This is a genomic window from Croceicoccus sp. Ery15 (genome assembly GCF_020985305.1).
Lineage (GTDB): Bacteria > Pseudomonadota > Alphaproteobacteria > Sphingomonadales > Sphingomonadaceae > Croceicoccus.
The window spans coordinates 2609963-2629602 of record NZ_CP087588.1; the positions used below are offsets into that span (position 1 = coordinate 2609963).

The following is a 19640-nucleotide window of genomic DNA, read 5'->3' on the forward strand; positions in this document are numbered from 1 at the left end:
GCGGATGAACACGGCTTTCACTGCACTTCTGGTGCCTACCTATCGCAATATGCTGACCGCGCTGTCGGCGTGGCTGGATAAGGCACAGGCCAGCAGCGATGCCGATGCGCTGATGGCGGCGCGGCTGGCGCAGGACATGTATCCGCTGTCGACGCAGATCCGCTTTGCCTGTGTGCAGGTGCTGGAAGCCATCTATCGCCTGCAGGGCAAGCCATTGCCCGAAGTGGCCGGCGCGCTGGTGGCAGAGGGGCGCGAGGCGGGCGACCATCCCGGCACGATTGCCGAAGGGCAGCGCGTGATCGCCGAAACGCTGGCGCAGGTGCAGGCGCTGGGCGGCGATGCGCTGGATATGGATGCCGACGCCGCGCTGGCGCATGAATTGCCCAATGGCATGAGCATGGACCTGAGTGCGCAGCAATATGCGCGCGACTGGGCGCTGCCGCAGTTCTATTTCCATGTCATGGCCGCCTATGCGATCCTGCGTCAGCAAGGCATCGATCTGGGCAAGGCGGATTATTGCGCCCATATGCTGCCCTTCATCCGGCAGGGTGCGCCCGCAGGCTAGATCCAGCCTTTCAACTCGCGGCGGACCAGTGCCTCCAGCATGTCCATCCCTGCCGCCCCGTCGTTCAGGCAGGCCAAGGCGGCGAATTGCTCTCCCCCCGCGCCGGTAAACTGGTCGCGCCCCTGCATGGCAAGCTCTTCCAGCGTTTCGAGGCAGTCGGCGGAAAATCCGGGGGCCGCGACGGCAAGGCGTCTGGTGCCTGCCTTCGCTTCGGCCTCCAGCACCTGATCGGTCGCCGGTTCCAGCCATTTGGCGCGGCCAAAGCGGGACTGGAAGCTGACTTCGATGCGCAGGTCCGGATGGGTTCGCGCCACGGCTTCGGCCAGCAGGCGCGCGGTCTTGCGGCATTGGCAGTGATAGGGATCGCCCAGATGCAATGTCCGTTCGGGCATGCCGTGATAGGATAGCAACAATACTTCGGGCATCCAGCCCAACGCCGCGACCTGCCGCGCGATATCGGCATGCAGCGCCGCGATATAGGCCGGATCATCGTGATAGGGAGGCAGGGTGCGGATCGCAGGCTGCCAGCGCATGCCGGCCAGTGCGCGGCCCAGATGATCCACCGCCGTCGCGGTCGTCGCCGCCGAATATTGCGGATAGAGCGGTGCGAACATGATGCGGTCGAAGCCAGCGTCTTTCAACGCCTGAACCTTGTCGGCGATCGCGGGCTTGCCATAGCGCATGGCCCAGTCGATCCTGATTGCATCGCCCATCCGTTGCTGCAACGCCTCTGCCTGCCGCCGCGTGATCGCCGCCAGGGGCGAGCCATCATCAGTCCAGACCTGCCGATACGCATGGGCGGATTTCGCGGGCCGCGTATTAAGGATGATGCCGCGCAGGATCGGCTGCCATGCGATGGGCGGAATTTCGACCACGCGCCGGTCGGACAGGAATTCGGCCAGATAGCGCTTTACCGCGCCCTTTTCCGCAGCGTCGGGCGTGCCCAGATTGACCAGCAGCACCGCCACCCGTCCCACCGGCGCGGCGGGATGGTCGGCGGGACGCGAAAGGGGGGTGAGATTGCTCATCGCGCTATGCTTCCGTCGGGAAGTTCCACCGGCCCGTCATAATCGGGCGCGGCGGCATCGGGGGTGACGTCCTCGGCAGCCGGTTCGGCGATGCCACCTTCGGACTGGGTGGCAGGATCGGATGCGGCAGGGTCGGATGCGCCGGAACCGGATGGGGGCACCGAAACTTCGGCAATGCGGATCGGCATGGTGCGGTAACGGCTGCCCGTCGCGGCGCGCAGCGCATTGGCGATGGCGGGCGCGGCGGCGACCACGCCGATCTCGCCCGGATCGAACGGCGGCGCATTGTTTTCGGCAAAACCCACGCTGATTTCGGGCATCCGCCCCAGCCCCGGCAGGTTCAGCGCGGCCAGCGTGCGCTCGCGCGGCAGGCCATTGTCGAACCCGACCGCCATGCCCAGTGCCAGCGACATGCCGTACAGCAGGCCGCCTTCAATCTGTTGCAGCGCCAGATCGTAATCCACGATGCGCCCGATATCGACATAGGCCGACAGGCCCGACACTTCGACGCCGCCTCCCGTCTCGCTCGACCCCAGACGCGCATTGGCGATCACCGCGATGAAACCGCCGCCATCGGGCCGCCCGGCCGGATCGTCCATCTGCCAGCATGCCAGCCCCTCGCTGCTGCCGTCATTGCCGCCGTCCCAGCCTGCGATCTGCGCCACCCCTTGCAAACAGGCGAACAGGCGCGGGTTGTTGCCCAGCATCGAAATGCGGAACGACAGGGGCTCCTCGCCATTGGCGCGGGCGATTTCATCGACAAAGCACTCGCTGGCGAAACAGGGCCTGATCTCGCCATTGCCGCGCAGCCGACCCGACGGGATGCCGACATCGGCGGAAACGCAATCGACCAGCAATTCGGGAATGGCATAGGGCGGGCGATGGCCCATCAGATTGGCGGGATCGGTGCCGCCTGCCGCCGTTTCCATCGCCGCCTCTGCGCGCAGGCCGTTATCCAGCCTTTCGTGCATCTCGCGCGCTGCGGGGGGCGCGGCGATGCGGCTGTGCCAGGCGCGGATCGTGCCTTGCTGGCCGACCAGCGCGCGGCAGCCGATTCGCGCGGGCGGCAGGGGCAGGGCGCGCAAATGCTCCTGCCAGCGCGAATAGGTCAGTTGCACCGGCCTGCCGATCGCATAGGCAATGGCCGCAACCTCGCGCGCGATGGCGATGTCCAGCCGCGCATCGAAACTGCCGCCCGCGCCCACGGGCAGCAGCACGACATCGGCTTCCTTGATACCCAAAGCCTCGGCCGCGGCACGGCGGGCGGCGCCGGGGGCCTGCGTCGCCATCCACAGCGACAGCCGCCCGTCGAGTAAACGGGCCGTGGCGCTGGCGGTTTCGATGGTGCCGTGGATCTGCGGGGCAAAACTGTATTCCGCCTCGGTCACGCCCATAGATTGCAGCGCGGCGGCGGGGTCGGCCTGCTGGAACAGCACTTGCGGATCGCCTTCGGCCAGCGCCTGGTCCAGCGCGCCGGCGATGCGCGTATCGTCGGGCAGGTCGCGGCCCGGGCGGAAACGCGGCTTCATCGCCTTCAGCGCTTTTTCCGCGGCCCATTGGCTGGCCCCGACACAGGCGAACCAGCCCTCCCCCTCGACCCGTCCCAGATAGCCGATGACCCGCCGCCCCGCATCGGCATCAAAACTGTCGAGCCTGCTGTCGGCCAGCGGGCCATGCGCGATGGCGGCGAACACCATGTCGGGCAGGCGGATATCGCCCGCGAAAGGATAGCTTCCGTCGACTTTCGACGGGCCGTCCAGCCTGCCGAAATAGCCTGCATCGCCAAGGCTGGCATTGCCCGTCATTTCGGGCAGCGTCGCAGTGGCGGGATCGGGCAGCAAGGGCGCGGGATCGGGGGGCGACAATTGTGCCGCTTCGTCCACCAGCTCGCCAAAGCGAAGGCTTTTCTCACCGTGACGGATAAAGCCCGCCTCGGCCGTGCATTCCTCGTAATTCACGTCCCAGCGGTTGGCGGCGGCCATCGCCAGCACCGCGCGCACGGCGGCGGCGGCCTCGCGCAGTTCCTGTTCATAGGCCGCGATGCCGGTCCCTTCGGCCGTGGCCATCAGCCGTTCGGTTTCGGCATGGCGGCGGACCAGATAATCGTCCGGATCGTCCGCAGTGCCCAGAATATTGTCCGACCACAGGGCCGACCAGCGCGCCGCCAGCACCGGATCGGCATAGGCGGCGCTGATCGCGGCAGGCTCCACCGCCACCTGCCGCCAGTCCGCGCCCAGTTCCTGCGCGGCGATGCGCGGCAGCAGCGTGGTGACGCCCTGCCCCATTTCCAGCTGCGGCACGGCCACGGTGACCACGCCGTCGCGGCCCACTTTCAGCCATGCGTTGAATGCCTGCTCGCCATCGGCGGCAGGCAGGGGGGCCGGATAATCGCGCGGCATCATCGCCCAGATCGCGATCAGCCCGCCGCCCGCCGCCGCGCCGATCAGCAGGTTGCGCCGCGTAAGATGCGGGCCGATTTTTGCGCGCGGTCCCGCCGTTCCGGTCATCGCACACCCTTTAGCAAACTATCCGCCAATGCGGCAAAGGCATCGGCAATCGGCCCTTCCCCGGCGGCAGGCGGCGTGCCTGCGTCGCTGGCGGTGCGGATGTCGATCGAAAGCGGGATGCGGCCCAGAAACGGATAGCCCAGCCGCTTTGCCTCTGCCTCTGCCCCGCCGGTGCCGAACGGGTCGCTCGCTTCTCCGCAATGGGGGCAGACATAGCCTGCCATATTCTCCACCACCCCCATGACGGGCACATCGGCCTTTTCGAAAAAGGCGATCGCGCGCGTGGCATCGATCAGCGCCAGATCCTGCGGCGTGGACACGATCACCGCGCCCGCGGGCTTGAACTTCTGGATCATCGTCAGCTGCACGTCGCCAGTGCCGGGCGGCAGATCGATCACCAGATCGTCGATAGTGCCCCAATCCGCTTCCAGCAGCTGGGTCAGCGCGCCCGCCGCCATCGGCCCGCGCCATGCGATGGCCTTGCCCGCTTCGACCAGCTGGCCCATCGACAACATGGAGACGCCCCATCGACTTTGCACGGGGATCAACTGCTTGTCGCGCGCGGTCGGCTTCAGATCTTCTGCCGCCAACAGTCGCGGCTGCGACGGGCCATAGATATCGGCATCGACCAGCCCGACCTTGCGCCCCTTGCGCGCCAGCGCCACCGCCAGATTGGCCGACAGGGTGGATTTGCCCACCCCGCCCTTGCCCGACCCGACCGCGATCAGGCGCGGGCCCTTCGGCGCGGCGGCAGGGGCCGCATCGCTGCGTTCGGCCATATGGGCCACGCGAATCTCGCCCAGATCCATATCCGCCAGCGCCGCGCGCACGTCGCGTTCCAGCGCATCGCGCGCCGCCACGTCCATACCGCCCGTTTCCAGCACAAGCGTCACCGCCCCCGTCGCGCCGACGCGCGCGCCCGCCAGCCGGTCGCCGGCAATCGGGGCAAGGCGGGACTGTAGCGCGGCGACAGGGTTCGGGACAGGGTCGTTTGCTTGATCGGACATGCGCCCTGCACTGGCAGCTTGATGCGAAAAATCCAATGGCACAAAATCGATTTCGCCCATCGCTTTTGTCGCAGGCGGCCCGCGATACGCTTTTTGAAACGCGGCCCCTGTTTTTATCGCCCCGCATACCTATAAGGATAGGCATGAAAGAGATGGGCGGGTCCTTGAAGGACGCAATATTGGGCATGGTTGGTCGCAATCCCTGGGGATCGGCCGGCGGCGGCGGCGACGAACCGCCTTCGGGCGACAATTCCAATGGGGGCGACACGCCTACATCGGACGACGATGGCACACCGCCTGCAAAGCCTGCGTCAAAGCCAAAGAATCCGTGGCTGCCCGAAGGGGGTGCCGGTGCCGCGGGCGGCCCGCGCCGCGCCGCGAATATCGAGGATCTGTTCGGACGCCGCGGCCAGCGCGGCGGCGGCCCAAGCGGTGGCGGAGGCGGCAATTTCCCGCGAATGCCGCAGGCACCGGGCGGGAAAAGCTGGGTGCCGCTGGTCGTTGTAGCCGTAGCGGCGCTGTGGCTCCTTATCACGAGTTTCCACATGATCGACCCCAAGGAACAGGGGATCGTCACCACATTTGGCAAATATGAAAAAACGCTCAGCCCGGGTGTGTCCTTTACCCTGCCATGGCCGGTCCAGCAGGTTGATGTAGAGGATGTCACATCCATCCGGCGCGACACCATTCCCGAGGGAGAGGGTGAGAAGCTGATGCTGACGGGCGACCAGAACCTTGTCGACCTGTCCTATCTGATCCGCTGGAACATCAAGGATCTGAAGCTCTATAAATTCCAGCTGGCCGAACCGGACGAGACGGTGAAGGAAGTGGCCGAGGCCGCGATGCGCGCTTCGGTGGCAGAGGTGACGCTGGATCAGGCCCTGTCGGGTTCGGGCCGCGCAGAGATCGAGCGCAGCGTCGCCGTCAATATGCAGGCGCTGCTCGACGCCTATCGCGCGGGCATCAATATCCAGGGTGTCGAAATCAAAAAGGCCGATCCGCCGGGTCAGGTGATCGACAGTTTCCGCAAGGTGCTGTCCGCCCAGCAAGAGGCCGAGGCCGACATCAACCGCGCGCGCGCATGGGCCGAACAGGTCACCGCCCGCGCCGAGGGTGAGGCGCAGGAGTTCAACGAGGTGTACCAGCAATATCGTCTGGCCCCCGAAGTGACCCGCCGCCGCATGTATTACGAAACGATGGAGCGCGTCTTGCGCGAGACTGACAAGACCGTAGTCGAAGCCGATGGCGTCGTCCCCTATCTGCCGCTGCCCGAAGCGCGGCGCGGCAGCCGCGCGGCGACTGCGCAGGCGCCCCGGACCACGCAGGAGTCGAACTGATGGACGCGATCTGGGAACGCTGGAAACTGGCGATCATCGGCGGCGCCATCGCACTGGCGGTGGCCTTGTCCTCCTTTATCGTGGTGCCCGAAACCATGCAGGCCGTGATCATCCGCACGGGTGAGCCGGTGCGCGTGGCCAACCGGTTCCGCCCCAACACCGATTTCGGCAGCACGGGCGCGGGCATCGTCTATCGCCTGCCGATTTTCGAACGCGTCGTCTGGGTGTCGAAACAGGTGATGGATGTCGACATGCAGCGGCAGGAAGTGCTCAGCCGCGACCAGCGCAGGCTGGAAGTCGACGCCTATGCGCGGTTCCGCATCATCGATCCGGTTCTGATGGTCGAAACTGCCGGCAGCACCGACCGCGTGGCCGAAGCCTTGCAGCCGATCCTGAATTCGGTCCTGCGGCAAAGGCTGGGCACGCGCAGCTTTCAGGCGCTGATCACTGCCGAACGCAGCGCCGCCATGGACGAGATCCGGCAGGGTCTGGACAAGGAAGCGCGCGAATATGGCGCACAGGTCATCGATGTGCGCATCAAGCGCGCCGACTTGCCCGAAGGGCCGCTGGAAACCGCCTTTACCCGCATGGAAACCGCCCGCGAACAGGAATCGCTGACCATTCGGGCACAGGGCGCGAAACGTGCGCAGATCATCCGCGGCGAGGCGCAGGCCGAAGCGGCCAAGACTTATGCCGATGCGTTCAACCAGGACCCCGAATTCTACGATTTCTATCGCGCCATGCAGAGTTATGACGCCGTATTCGCCGATGACAGCGTGGGCAGCGAAAGCTCTATCATCATGTCGCCGGACAACGAATATCTGCGCCAGTTCCGGGGCCGCCGTTAATCCGGCACCCGGGATTTGGCATAAGAGCGCGTCTATTCAATCGGCGTTCAGGGCGCGTGGCGTGAATGGAAAATTACGGGTTCGCACCCATATATCGAAAAACCGCCACACGAATTCATGAATCCAGATTTCAAGAGGACCAAAATCGTGCGTTACGCCTATTCGGTCACTGCCGCGCTGCTTGCTGGCGGCGCAGCCCTGTCCTTCGCCACCGGATTTCCCGCCGGTGCGCAAGTCGCCCAGAACGACGATGCGTCGATCAACCGCGTGGTGCCCCGTTCGGGCGCGCCCGCCAGCTTTGCCGATCTGACCGCGCAATTGCAGCCTGCGGTCGTCAATATCTCCACCCGCCAGCGTGTGCAGGTTGCCAATAATCCGTTCGCGGGCACCCCGTTCGAGGGGCTGTTCGGCGGTCAGGGCCAGAACCAGACGCGCGAGGCGCAGTCGCTCGGCTCGGGCTTTATCATCAGCGCCGATGGCTATGTGGTCACCAACAACCACGTGATTTCGGTGCAGGGCAATGGCGAGCTGGAATCGATCACCGTCACCATGCCCGACGGCGCGGAATACGATGCCGAACTGATCGGCAAGGATCCCGAATCCGACCTCGCCGTGCTGAAGATCAGTGGTGACAGGGATTTCCCCTTCGTCGAATTCGGATCGTCGAGCGATGCGCGCGTGGGCGACTGGATCATCGCCATCGGCAATCCGTTCGGCCTGGGCGGCACGGTCACCAGCGGGATCATTTCCGCCGTGTTCCGCAACACCAATTCGGGCGGCATCTATGACCGCTATCTGCAGACCGACGCCGCGATCAATCGCGGCAATTCGGGCGGCCCGATGTTCGACATGCAGGGCAATGTGATCGGCATCAACAATGCCATCTTCTCGCCCACCGGCGGCAGCGTGGGCATCGGCTTTGCCATTCCCGCCGACACCGCCGCCCCCATCGTGAAAAAGCTGATCGCGGGCCAGACGATCGAGCGTGGCTATCTGGGCATCCAGATCAATCCCGTCACCGACGATCTGGCATCCTCGCTGGGCTTGCAGAAGAATCGCGGCGAATTCGTGCAGTCGGTCGTACCCGGCGGCGCAGCGGATCAGGCGGGGCTGAAGCCCGGCGACGTCGTGCTGAAGGTCGCGGGCAAGGATATCACGCCCGACCAGACGCTGAGCTATACGGTCGCCAATATCGAACCCGGCACGCGCGTCCCGATCGAGGTGCTGCGCAATGGCAGGCGCATGAACCTGACCGCAACGGTCGGCCTGCGCCCCAGCCAGGAAGAGCTGGCCAACAGCTTCAGCAACCAGAGCGAGGACGACGACGAAGGCTTCGGCAATCCCGGCACTGGCGGCGAGCAGGAATATATCGCCGAAAAGCTGGGCGTGTCGGCCATCCCGCTGACGGCCGAGATCCGCCGCCAGCTGGGCGTCAGCGCCGATCTGCAAGGCATGGTGATCGCCGCCGTCAACGGTAGTTCAGACGCCGCGCAAAAGGGGCTGCGTCGCGGCGATATCATCCTGTCGGCGAATTATCAGGACGTCAGCACCGTGGCCCAGCTGGAAGCTGCCGTGCGCGCCGCCGAAAAGGACAGCCGCGATGCGGTGCTGCTGCGCGTGCAGCGGCGCGGCCAGCCTGCGGTATACCTGCCGATCCGGCTGTCGCGGGGTTGATCACCGCGCCGCGGCCAGACGGGCCAGTTAAAAGCCAGCCATAAAAAGGGGCCGCTCCGGCAACGGGGCGGCCCTTTTGCATTGGGAGCGGCTTAGAGGTCCGGCGGACCTAGTTCGTCTGTGCGGGGCGGATTTCGACCATTTTGGGCTGCGCCTGCCGCGTCGGGGTGATCACTTGCTGCTGCTGCACCTGTTGCTGGCCCGTTCCGGTCCCCGGCGGCGCATCGCGGCGCAAGTTCTGTTCCTGCCTGCCCGTCGCGCGGTCGAGGAAGTCCTGATCGATCCCGCGCGGCTGTTCAGGCTGCCGCTCTGATGGCGGGGTATTGCCGTAGCCTTCGGGATAGCCATTGTCGTAATAGCCGTCGCGGTAGCCGTCGGGCCCGTAACCCGCCGCATCGCCGGGGCGCGAACCGTCGTCGGGCGGCGCGCGGTAATCGCGGCCATAGGGGTCGATGGGATTCCCCTCCTCGTCGAAGAAATAGTAATCGCCGCCCTCGCCGCCGAACCATGCCTCGTCATCGGGCTCCAGCTGCCATTCGGGCATGGTCAGCTCGGTCGTGAATTCCTCGACCGGGCGCTTGGCCGTGGCAACCCGCATATAGGCCGCCCATGCCCGCGCGGGCGCGGTGCCGCCCTGCAATCCGGCCACGCGCGAATTATCGTCCTTGCCCATCCACACGCCGGTGGTGATGCCGCTGGAAAAGCCCATGAACCAGCCGTCCTTGTTGGAACTGGTCGTGCCGGTCTTGCCCGCTGCAGGCCGCCCGATCTGCGCCGCGCGGCCCGTGCCGGTGTTCACCGCCGTTTGCAGCAGATCGGTCATTTGCGCGGCCACATAGGGCGCGACCAGCTGGTCCTGCCGCCCGCGCTTGCGTTCATACAGCAGATCGCCGTCCGCCGTGGTGACGCGCGTAATGCCATAGGGTTCGACCGAACGCCCTTCGGCCTGAACGGCGGCGAAGGCACCGGTCAGCTCGATCAGGCGAACCTCCGATGCGCCCAGCACCATCGACGGATAGGTGCTGATCGGGCTGGTGATGCCGAAACGGCGCGCCATGCTGGCCACCGTGCCGAAACCGACCGACTGGCCCAGCTGTGCCGCCACCGTATTCTTGGAATAGGCAAAGGCCGCGCGCACGTCGATCTTGCCTGCATAGGTTCCGCCCGAATTGCGCGGGGTCCAGCCGTCGATGGTGATCTGCCGGTCATAGACGGGCGTATCGGGGGTATAGCCCGCCTCCAGCGCAGCAAGATAAACGAACAGCTTCCACGAGGAACCCGGCTGGCGCTGGGCCTGCGTGGCGCGGTTGTAATTGCTTTCGACGTAATCGGTGCCGCCTACCAGCGCCAGCACTGCGCCGTCGCGGTCAAGGCTGACCAGCGCGCCCTGCGCCCCGCCGGGAGCGTTGGATTTCACCGCCGTGGTCGCCGCGCGCTGCATGCCGACATCCAGCGTGGTCCACACCTCGATCGGTTCGAAACTGTCGGGCACCAGAAAATCGAGCTGCGGCAGCACCCAATCGGTGAAATAGCGGACCGAGTTCTGGCCGTGATCCTCTTTCAGCTTCACCGTGCTGACGTCGATACGGTCCGCTTCGGCCCCGCTGATATAGCCTTCCTGCTGCATCAGCCGCAGCACGATGGCCGCACGCGCTACGGCTGCATCAGCATCGGCCGTAGGGGAATAGCGCGACGGCGCCTTGACCAGACCCGCAATGATCGCTGCCTCTGCCGGTTCGAGCTGGGTGGCCGGATGGCTGAAGAACAGACGGCTGGCCGAATCGATGCCATAGGCACCGCCGCCGAAATAGACCTTGTTCAGATAAAGCTCGAGGATCTGGTCCTTCGAGAATTTCCGTTCCAGCGCGAGTGCAAGTATCGCCTCGCGCGCCTTGCGGTCGAATGTCTTGTTGTTGTTGAGGAAGATATTGCGCGCCAGCTGCTGCGTGATCGTCGATCCGCCTTGCCTCCAGACGCCCTTTTCCACGCGCACCATCAGCGAACGGGCGACGCCGATGGGATCGACACCGTAATGCGAATAGAAACGGCGGTCCTCCACCGCGACCATCGCATCCTTCATCACTTGCGGGATTTCTCGCGAATCCAGCCATTCGCCATAGCTGGGGCCGATCGACACCAGTTCGCGCCCGTCGCGCGCCCGCACGACGATCATCTGGCCATGTTCGCTGGCCTTCAAAGTCGAATAGCTTGGCAGCGAGCGCATGGTGACCATCACCGCCAGCACCAGACCGATGACCGCCAGCACGCCGATGCCGACCAGCACCGTCAGAATACGCAGCCACCAGCGCTTTTTCGGTTTCTCTGAATGACGCGGCCGTCCGCCTGCACTATTCGACGAACGCCGCTTGCCGTTTCTGGCCATTACCCGCCTATCAACTCATCGGTGCCGCATCGCGCGCAGCCCCGTCCAAACAGACATGGCGATGCGATATGCAGGCAGAACCCATGCTGAACAGGGTTACCGATACGGGAACCCCGTTCAAGCAGGCGGGGCGATCAATCTTCTGTTTTCTGGCTTTCCGCCTGTTCGAAATCCAGCGCCACGCTGTTCATGCAATAGCGCAAACCCGTGGGTCGCGGGCCGTCGGGAAAGACATGGCCCAAATGCCCGTCGCAACTGGCGCAGCGGATTTCGGTGCGCACCATGCCGTGGCTGGTATCCGTAATCTCTCGCACCGCATCGGCGCTGACCGGCTGGAAAAAGCTGGGCCAGCCCGACCCGCTTTCATATTTGGTGTCCGACGTGAACAAAGGCGCGTGGCATCCGGCACAACGGTACATGCCATCGTCGTCATTGTGGTAAAGCGCCCCCGCGAATGCCCGTTCGGTGCCGCCTTCGCGCAGCACGCGATATTGTTCGGGGGTCAGCCTTTCGCGCCATTCGCTGTCGGGCAGATCAAGCTTTTCAGCCATCGTTGATCCTTTCGCCGCCCGCGCCCTTACGGCAGGGCTGGCGGCACTTGAGTGGGTGAGCCCGCGATATGGGAAGCATCGGCAGGGCCGACAAGCAGCACTGCCCCGTCGTGCCCCGTTACCACCAGCCGCGCGCCGACCTGTGCATCGGGGCCGCGTGCGATCCATTCGCTGTCGCCGTGTTTCACCCGCCCGCTGCCGCCGCTGATCGCCGTGGTGACGACCACCGCCTCGCCCACCAGCCGCGCACCGCGGTCGTTCATCATCGGGTCGCTGCTTTCGATGGGATGCATCGACAGCCAGTGCCGCGCGGCGACGACCGACATTCCCGAAAACACCGCAAAGATCAGCACCTGAATGGCAACCGTAACATCGGCCACCCCCACCACCACCGCAGTGGCAAAGGCGGCCAACCCCAGCCAGATCAGGAAATAGCCGGGTGCCAGCATTTCCGCCGTCAGCAGGAAAACGCCCAGAAGCAGCCAAAGCCAGTGATGATCGATGCCGTCGAAAATGCCCATAACCGTGCAATCCTATCCCGAACGCGGCACACCGCTGCCTGTATAGGGACGTTGCGGCGGCTGCGGCGTTTGCGGCGGCATATCGGCCTGCACATTCCCCGACCCGCTGCCCACGGCATCGCGCACCAGCTCTCCGATCCCGCCCAGCGTGCCGATCAGCTGTGTCGCCTCGACAGGGAACAGGATCGTCTTGGCATTGGGGCTGGTCGCGAAATCGCCCACAGCTTCAACATATTTCTGCGCCACGAAATAGTTCAACGCCTGCGTGCCCGATGTCGCAATCGCGTCCGACACGACCCGCGTTGCCTCTGCCTCGGCCTGTGCCGCCTCTCGCGCGCCTCGGCATCGCGAAAGGCGGATTCGCGGCGGCCCTCCGCCTCGAGGATGCGCGATTGCTTTTGCCCCTCGGCGCGCAGGATCGCACTGGCGCGGTCGCCCTCCGCCTCGAGGATTTCGGCACGCTTCAGACGTTCGGCCTTCATCTGGCGGGCCATGGCCTCGGAAATATCGACCGGCGGGCGGATGTCCTTGATCTCGACCCGCGTGATCTTCACGCCCCACGGGCTCGTCGCATGATCGACCACCGACAACAGCCGCGCATTGATGTCGTCACGCTGCGACAGCGTTTCGTCCAGATCCATCGAACCCATCACCGTGCGCAGGTTCGTCGTCGTCAACGCCATGATCGCATTATGCAGGCCCGACACCTCATACGCCGCCTTGCCCGCGTCCAGCACCTGAAAGAACACCACCGCGTCGACGCCGACCATGGCATTGTCCTTGGTGATGATTTCCTGCCCCGGAATATCGAGCACCTGTTCCATCATGTTGATCTTGTGCCCGACGCGGTCGACCAGCGGCACGATCAGATGCATGCCGGGACGCGCGGCATTGGTAAAACGGCCCAGCCTTTCAATCGTATAGACATGCCCCTGCCGCACCACGCGCACGCTGGTGAACAGCAGGATCACCACGAACACCAGCACCGCGATTATGGTCGCTTCCATTATTTTTCCGCCCCCTCTCTTCGCGGACCGCCCCCAAAGCAGCCCTTGCGATGCATCATGCGCAGGTTTCCCGCATTTTTCCAGCCAAAGCGGGGCGGGTCAGGGGCGGCCGACACAATATGTAACGAAGGTCTTGTTTCCCTTTGGCCGCAAGACGGCTAGAAAGGGGTAGCAATGGCTTATGGCGATATCACCCGAAGCCCCGCCGCCAGCGGTGAGGCAGCGTCGGCGCGCGAGCAACAACGGCTCGACGCACTGGCGGAGTATGAGGTTCTCGACAGCGAGGCCGAGCAGGCCTTCGACGAGATCGTTTTCATCGCCAAGACTATCTGCAATGCCCCCACCGCGCTGATCAGCCTGGTCGAACGGGACCGGCAATGGTTCAAGGCGCGCGTCGGCCTCGACGCTTGCCAGACCCCGATCGAACAATCGGTTTGCGCCCATGGCATGCACAGCAATGAATTGCTGGTGATCCCCGATCTGACGACGGATGCGCGGACCAGGGACAACGCGCTCGTTACCGCAGACGATGGCGTGCGCTTCTATGCGGGCGCGCCGCTGGTGACGCCTGCGGGCGTGGTGATCGGCATGCTGTGCGTCCTGGATGCCGTGCCGCGCCCCGGCGGGCTGGACCCGACGCAAAGGCGCATACTGAAGGCGCTGGCGGGGCAAGTGGTGGATCAGCTGGAACTGCGCAAATCGCTGCGTGCCGCCGCGCGCGAGGTGGAGCAGCACCGTTCGCAGACCGAAGTGCTGCGCAATGCCAGCAAACGGCTGCAACTGGCCGAGGAAGCGGGCAATGTCGGCGCGTTCGAACTGAATATCGACACCCGCATGGTCAAGGTCAGCCCCGAATTCTGCCGCATCTACGGTTTCGAAAATGTCGACACGATCCATGGCGGCGTCATTGGCGACCGGCGCAAGATCCCGGCCGACAAGCGGGTCGAGGAAAGCAGCATGGCGGACCCCGACCGCCAAGTGGTCGAGGAATACGAGATTATCCGTGCTAATGACGGTGCGGTGCGCTGGGTGGAAATGCGCGCCCGCTATGTCCCGCCAGAGAACGGGGCTGCGCCCGCCTTTGTCGGGATCGTCACCGATGTCACCGAACAGCATGCGGTGAACGAAGAGATTGCCCACCGCCTGAAAAACACGCTGGCGCTGGTGCAGGCGGTGGCGGGCCATACATTGCGCGATATTCCCGATCCCGGCCCCGTGCGCGAATTCAACCGCCGGGTCGCCGCGCTGGCAACCGCGCATGATCTGCTGCTCAGGCGCAGCCGCTCTTCAGGCCGGTTGCAGGAACTGGCGCGCAGCGTGTTCAGCAAGCTGGGTATCGACCAGCGGGTCAAAATGCTGGGCCATGATTGCGAAATGGGATCGCGCCCCGTGCTTACCCTGTCGATGATCCTGCACGAGCTGGGCACCAATGCGATGAAATATGGCGCGCTGTCGGTGCCGGACGGCACGGTCGAGCTGAACGCCTGTATCGAGGCGGGGGAAGACGAGGCGCCGTGGCTGATCCTGCGCTGGTGCGAAACCGGCGGGCCGCCGGCAAGGGAGCCGGCGTCCAAGGGGCTTGGCACGCGGCTGATCGAACGCGGCATCGACCCCGAGGGCAAGGTCGACATGCGCTTTGGCGAGGACGGCTTTGGCCTGACCCTGTCCGCGCCCATGGCCAATCTGGCCAAATAGCCTTTCGCACAACCCGAAGCGCGCAAACGAAAACGGGCCCCGCAAGGCGAGGCCCGTTTCCTGTTTCAACTGTTGGCCCGATCAGGCGCCGCCGGTCGCGGCATTGGTCATCGTTGCCATCACCTTTTCAAGGTTGAAGCTGCCTGCCTTCTGGCTTGGCGGGAATTCCTTCAATGTTTCAAGGAACTTGCCGATGATCCCCTGCATGGGAACCAGAATAAAGGCGCGGTCCAGATACCAGTCCCAATAGGTGTTCGAAGTAATGTCCGCGAACTCGTAAGGGTCGGTACGAAGGTTGAACAGCTTGGGCATACGTCCAGTGACAAACGGCTCGTACCAGATCTGCAGCGTACCGGTGCAGCGCTGTTCCATGAACACCGCCTTCCAGTTATCGACGCGCAGAGCCGCCACATCACCTTCGTCAGTCCAGTAAATAAAGCCCTGACGCGGCGATTTTTCACCCTTGGTCAGGTGACCGACCATTGAGTGACCGTCGAGATGAACCTTATACTTGTGACCGTCGAGTTCGCAGCCCGCTTTCAGCTTACCCGTAACGTCATCGATCCCCGCCATTTCGGCAAAAGTCGGCAGCCAGTCGAGGTGCGAGACGATATCGTTCGACACCTGGCCCGGCTCGATATGACCCGGCCACTTGACCATGGCAGGCACGCGATAGGCGCCTTCCCAGCTGGTGTTCTTTTCCGAACGGAACGGCGTGGTGCCTGCATCCGGCCAGCTGTTGCGGTGCGGGCCATTGTCGGTCGAATACATCACGAAGGTATTGTCGGTCACGCCCAGTTCGTCGAGCAGCGCCAGCATCTGCCCGATGGTCTTGTCGTGATCGATCATCACATCGTGATATTCCGACTGCCAGCGACCAGCCTGCCCGCGGCTCTCCGGCTTGCAATGCGTGCGGAAATGCATGTGGGTGGTGTTGAACCAGACGAAGAAGGGCACATCCGCTTCCACCGCCTTGCGGATAAAGGCGCTGGCCTTTTCATAGGCCTCGTCATCAATGGTCTCCATCCGCTTTTTCGTCAGCGGGCCGGTATCCTCGATCGACTGGCCGCCCTTGCCGTCGGCATGGCAATGCAGCACGCCGCGCGGGCCATAGTTCTTTTTGAAGTCGGGGAAGTCTTCAGGCTTCGGATAGTCGGGGTTTTCCGGCTCTTCCTCAGCATTCAAATGATAGAGATTGCCGAAGAACTCGTCGAAACCATGCATGGTGGGCAGGTGTTCGTCGCGGTCGCCAAGGTGGTTCTTGCCGAACTGGCCAGTCGAATAGCCTGCCGATTTGAGCACGCGGGCAATGGTCGGATTGACTTCTTGCATGCCTTCCTTGGCGCCGGGCATACCCACCTTGGTCAGGCCGGTGCGAACGCCGTTCTGGCCCATGATAAAGCTGGCGCGGCCCGCCGTGCAGCTTTGTTCGGCGTAGTAATCGGTGAATGCCATGCCCTGTTCGGCAATGGAGTCGATGTTGGGCGTTTTATAGCCCATCATGCCCTTGGTGAAGAAACTAATATTGGATTGACCGATATCGTCCCCCCACAGGATGAGGATATTGGGTTGCTTGGCCATTTCATGCTCCTGCTTTTTATGCGGCGGCATTCTTGCGCGACCTGACCGAATCCGGCGGCGGCGAGCGGGAGATTGGGCCAATGGCCATGGCCGAATAATCCTCGTTTACCCCTAGAGCGCGCGGGGGCAGTCGGTAGACGGCAGGATTCGTATTGGCACGCGAATGATTATTACGCGCGCCGGTCAGGCACGCGGAGCCTGACGGCGATAGCTCAGCGCCTCGGCAACATGGACGCGGCCGGTGGTTTCCGCACCCGCCAGATCGGCAATCGTGCGCGCCACGCGCAGCAGGCGGGTAAAGCCGCGCGCCGACAGCCGCATTTTTTCCGCCGCATCCATCAGCAGCGCGCGCCCCGCATCGTCGGGCGTGGCAAACCGGTCCAGCGCCTCGCCATCCAGCGCGGCATTATTGCGCATATGGGTGCCGTTCAGGCGCGCATTCTGCACCGTACGCGCGGCGCGGACGCGGGCGGCGACTTCCTCGCTCCCCTCGGCAGGGGGCGGCAGGGCAAGGTCGCGGGCCGACACCGGATCCACCTCGACATGCAGGTCGATACGGTCGAGCAGCGGGCCGGATACGCGGCTCTGGTAATCGGCGGCGCATTTGGGCGCGCGCGAACAGGCAAGCGCCGGATCGCCCAGATGGCCGCAGCGACACGGGTTCATCGCCGCAACCAGCTGCACGCGCGCGGGAAAGGTGACATGCGCATTGGCCCGCGCCACGCTGACTTCGCCAGTTTCCAGCGGCTGGCGCAGCGAATCGAGTGCATTTCGTTGAAATTCGGGCAATTCGTCAAGGAACAGCACGCCCAGATGGGCAAGGCTTACCTCTCCGGGCCTGATTTTCAGCCCGCCGCCCGTCAGCGCCGCGATGCTGGCCGAATGATGTGGTGCGCGAAACGGGCGCGCGCGGCTGATCCGGCCGTCCTGCAGCAGACCTGCCACCGATTGCACCATCGAGGTTTCCAGCACTTCCTCGGTCGTAAGGTCGGGCAGGATTCCCGGCAGGCAACTGGCCATCAGCGATTTGCCCGCGCCCGGCGGCCCGACCATCAGCCCGTAGAGCACCTCAAGGACCCAAGCCGAATAGGGCCCACCCTCGGCTAGGAAACATTTTTGAGGAGCAGAGCGATGGCGGAAGCCGCATCAATCATCACCGCAGAGACCCCGCCGAAGGTCTATTGCTATTCACGCTGGTCAACGCCTGAGCAGGCGAAAGGGGACAGCTTCCGCCGCCAGTTTGAGGCAGCGGCGAAATGGGCTGAGCGCCGCGGCTATGTGCTGGACGATAAGCTGCGCATTACAGATGAGGGAGTGTCTGCGTTTCGCGGCAGTAACTCGCTGGACGGCGGGCTAAGCCGCTTTATCGAAGCCTGTAAGCGGGGGTTGATTGAGGAAGGGTCTTTCCTTCTGGTCGAGAGTTTCGACCGCATCAGCCGCATGGTCCCGCGTAGTGCGCAGCGGCTCGTAAACGAGATTGTCGACAATGGCGTCACCATCGTCACCTTGAACGACGGGCAAGAATACGATGCCCACCGTCTCGACAATGACCCCACCTCGCTCATCATCTCCATTATGGTCTCTTGGCGGGCTCACGAGGAGAGCAAGACGAAGGGCCGCAGGGTTGCGGAGGCGTGGGCCGAGAAACGGAAACAGGTGCGGGCAGACCCCAGCAAGCGCCTGACGCTCCGTGCTCCTGCATGGCTCAGTGCCGACGGCGAAGCGTGGGCGGTCGATGAGGCCAAAGCCGCTACGGTGCGCCGCATCTATTCCCTCGCACTGGAGGGCGTGGGAGAGCATCGAACCGCTGCAATCTTGAATGAGGAGGGCGTTTCCGTGCTGGGGCGCGGTAAGCGTTGGCACCGCTCCTCAGTCTGCAAGCTCCTCTCTAACGAGGCCGTTCTAGGGCGGCTCGTGCCGGGTCGGATCGAGTATATCGACGGTAAGCGGAAACGGGTCATGGAGGAGCCGATTGATGGCGCTTATCCTGCAATCATCTCGGAGGCCGATTGGCTTGCCGTGCGCGCATTGAAGGACGGGAGGTCCCGCAACGCCAAAGGTCGTCACGCTAATCGACCCGTTGCCCACTACCTCGCAGGGCTGGCTAGCTGTCCCCTCTGTGGCTCCTCAATGACCCGAGTGTTCAAGGGAAAGGGACCGAAGGGCGGAAAGGCCAAGCTCGTTTGCTCAGCAGCCAAGAGCCGAGCAGGGTGCGCCTACAAGTCAGTGCCCATCGCCGATGTCGAAGCGGCAATGTTGAGCGGCTGGGGCCACTTGTTTGCAAGCGTTCCGGCGGATGATGTGACCCACGGCCTCACCGCCCGCAGGAATGACCTAGCAGGGGCCATAGAGGCACGGGAGGAGCACCTACGGGACTTGGCGGAAGCCTTCGACCGGAACCCGTCGGGCAGTGCTGCGCGTGTCATCCGGCGCGTGGAGGAGGAGCTCAGAACAATGCGGGATGAGCTGGGGGCCGCTGAGGAACGGTGCGCAATGGCAGACGGCGGGCTCATCGCCAGTCGGCTCGGAGGGCTGCAAGAGTTGCTGGAGGATGAGGAGGCGCTTGCGGACCATTCCCGCATCAATGCCGCATTGAAAGTGCTCTTTGCTCGGGTCGTGGTCGACTACCGCACGGGCGTTCTGGCGTTCCGGTGGCGGCAGGGCGGCGAAGCATCCGTCGTATATGCTTGGCCTGAACACTGAGGCCGGAAAAACCCCGTTATTTCAACTCAGGAGAGCGGAGGGGACGGTCGGGTATATCACCATACCCAGCCGCGCCCTTTCGGCTCTCCTGAGGCCGGAGAATGGGCCTGAGGGCGTTACCCTGAATTTGACAGGGGCGTTAAGCGCCTGCCGGAGCAAGGCGAGGATTTTTTCACGAGCTTGTGCAAAAATGGAGGGGTGAGAACTTTTGGTGCCAGAGCACTAAAACATCG

13 protein-coding genes and 2 pseudogenes are annotated in these 19640 nt (G+C 64.1%); 6 read left to right on the top strand and 9 right to left on the bottom strand.

Features of this window, described 5'->3' with window-relative positions:
• Positions 1-4: 4 nt before the first annotated feature.
• Positions 5-565 (top strand): DUF1993 domain-containing protein, encoded by a 561-nt coding sequence (locus tag LOZ77_RS12790; RefSeq protein WP_230279397.1) that lies wholly within the window; start codon positions 5-7, stop codon positions 563-565.
• On the opposite strand, the gene hemH is transcribed toward LOZ77_RS12790, so the two are convergent.
• Genes hemH through LOZ77_RS12805 form a run of 3 tightly spaced genes read right to left on the bottom strand, consistent with a single transcriptional unit; the run spans position 562 to position 5107 of the window.
• Complete coding sequence (hemH, locus tag LOZ77_RS12795) at positions 562-1593, bottom strand: ferrochelatase (protein WP_230279398.1); 1032 nt, start codon at positions 1591-1593, stop codon at positions 562-564. The genes LOZ77_RS12790 and hemH overlap by 4 nt on opposite strands.
• Positions 1590-4100, bottom strand: a complete 2511-nt coding sequence (locus LOZ77_RS12800; RefSeq protein WP_230279399.1) for a molybdopterin cofactor-binding domain-containing protein — start codon at positions 4098-4100, stop codon at positions 1590-1592. The genes hemH and LOZ77_RS12800 overlap by 4 nt, the downstream gene beginning before the upstream one ends.
• Complete coding sequence (locus LOZ77_RS12805; RefSeq protein ID WP_230279400.1) at positions 4097-5107, bottom strand: Mrp/NBP35 family ATP-binding protein; 1011 nt, start codon at positions 5105-5107, stop codon at positions 4097-4099. Before LOZ77_RS12805 ends, LOZ77_RS12800 begins: the two co-directional genes overlap by 4 nt.
• 143 nt (positions 5108-5250) lie before the next feature.
• On the opposite strand from LOZ77_RS12805, the gene hflK reads away from it, so the two are divergent.
• From hflK to LOZ77_RS12820, 3 genes are all read left to right on the top strand, one after another.
• Positions 5251-6444: a protease modulator HflK gene (gene hflK, locus LOZ77_RS12810; protein ID WP_230279401.1), complete on the top strand. Its 1194-nt coding sequence runs from the start codon at positions 5251-5253 to the stop codon at positions 6442-6444.
• Positions 6444-7292, top strand: coding sequence for a protease modulator HflC (hflC, locus tag LOZ77_RS12815; RefSeq protein ID WP_230279402.1), 849 nt, complete (start codon positions 6444-6446; stop codon positions 7290-7292). Before hflK ends, hflC begins: the two co-directional genes overlap by 1 nt.
• 147 nt (positions 7293-7439) lie before the next feature.
• On the top strand, positions 7440-8966 hold the full coding sequence (locus LOZ77_RS12820; RefSeq protein ID WP_230279403.1) for a Do family serine endopeptidase: 1527 nt from the start codon (positions 7440-7442) through the stop codon (positions 8964-8966).
• 109 nt (positions 8967-9075) lie between these two features.
• On the opposite strand, the gene LOZ77_RS12825 is transcribed toward LOZ77_RS12820, so the two are convergent.
• The 4 genes and pseudogenes from LOZ77_RS12825 to LOZ77_RS12840 form a co-directional block, all read right to left on the bottom strand.
• Positions 9076-11349 (bottom strand): transglycosylase domain-containing protein, encoded by a 2274-nt coding sequence (locus LOZ77_RS12825; RefSeq protein ID WP_230279404.1) that lies wholly within the window; start codon positions 11347-11349, stop codon positions 9076-9078.
• Between the two features lie 134 nt (positions 11350-11483).
• Entirely contained in the window at positions 11484-11900 is a 417-nt protein-coding gene (gene msrB, locus LOZ77_RS12830; protein ID WP_230279405.1) for a peptide-methionine (R)-S-oxide reductase MsrB, read from the bottom strand.
• 26 nt (positions 11901-11926) lie between these two features.
• Positions 11927-12421 (bottom strand): NfeD family protein, encoded by a 495-nt coding sequence (locus LOZ77_RS12835; protein WP_230279406.1) that lies wholly within the window; start codon positions 12419-12421, stop codon positions 11927-11929.
• 12 nt (positions 12422-12433) lie between these two features.
• A pseudogene (locus LOZ77_RS12840) lies at positions 12434-13428 on the bottom strand (SPFH domain-containing protein).
• Positions 13429-13602: 174 nt separating this feature from the next.
• On the opposite strand from LOZ77_RS12840, the gene LOZ77_RS12845 reads away from it, so the two are divergent.
• Complete coding sequence (locus LOZ77_RS12845) at positions 13603-15123, top strand: HWE histidine kinase domain-containing protein (protein ID WP_230279407.1); 1521 nt, start codon at positions 13603-13605, stop codon at positions 15121-15123.
• A gap of 81 nt (positions 15124-15204) precedes the next feature.
• On the opposite strand, the gene LOZ77_RS12850 is transcribed toward LOZ77_RS12845, so the two are convergent.
• Together LOZ77_RS12850 and LOZ77_RS12855 are read right to left on the bottom strand one after the other, a co-directional pair.
• A complete protein-coding gene (locus tag LOZ77_RS12850; protein ID WP_230279408.1) occupies positions 15205-16704 on the bottom strand; it encodes an arylsulfatase in 1500 nt (499 codons plus the stop codon).
• Between the two features lie 183 nt (positions 16705-16887).
• Positions 16888-17760, bottom strand: a pseudogene (locus LOZ77_RS12855) (YifB family Mg chelatase-like AAA ATPase); the annotation flags it as partial.
• Between the two features lie 75 nt (positions 17761-17835).
• On the opposite strand from LOZ77_RS12855, the gene LOZ77_RS12860 reads away from it, so the two are divergent.
• Positions 17836-19407, top strand: coding sequence for a recombinase family protein (locus LOZ77_RS12860; protein ID WP_230279409.1), 1572 nt, complete (start codon positions 17836-17838; stop codon positions 19405-19407).
• The last annotated feature ends 233 nt before the right edge of the window (positions 19408-19640 follow it).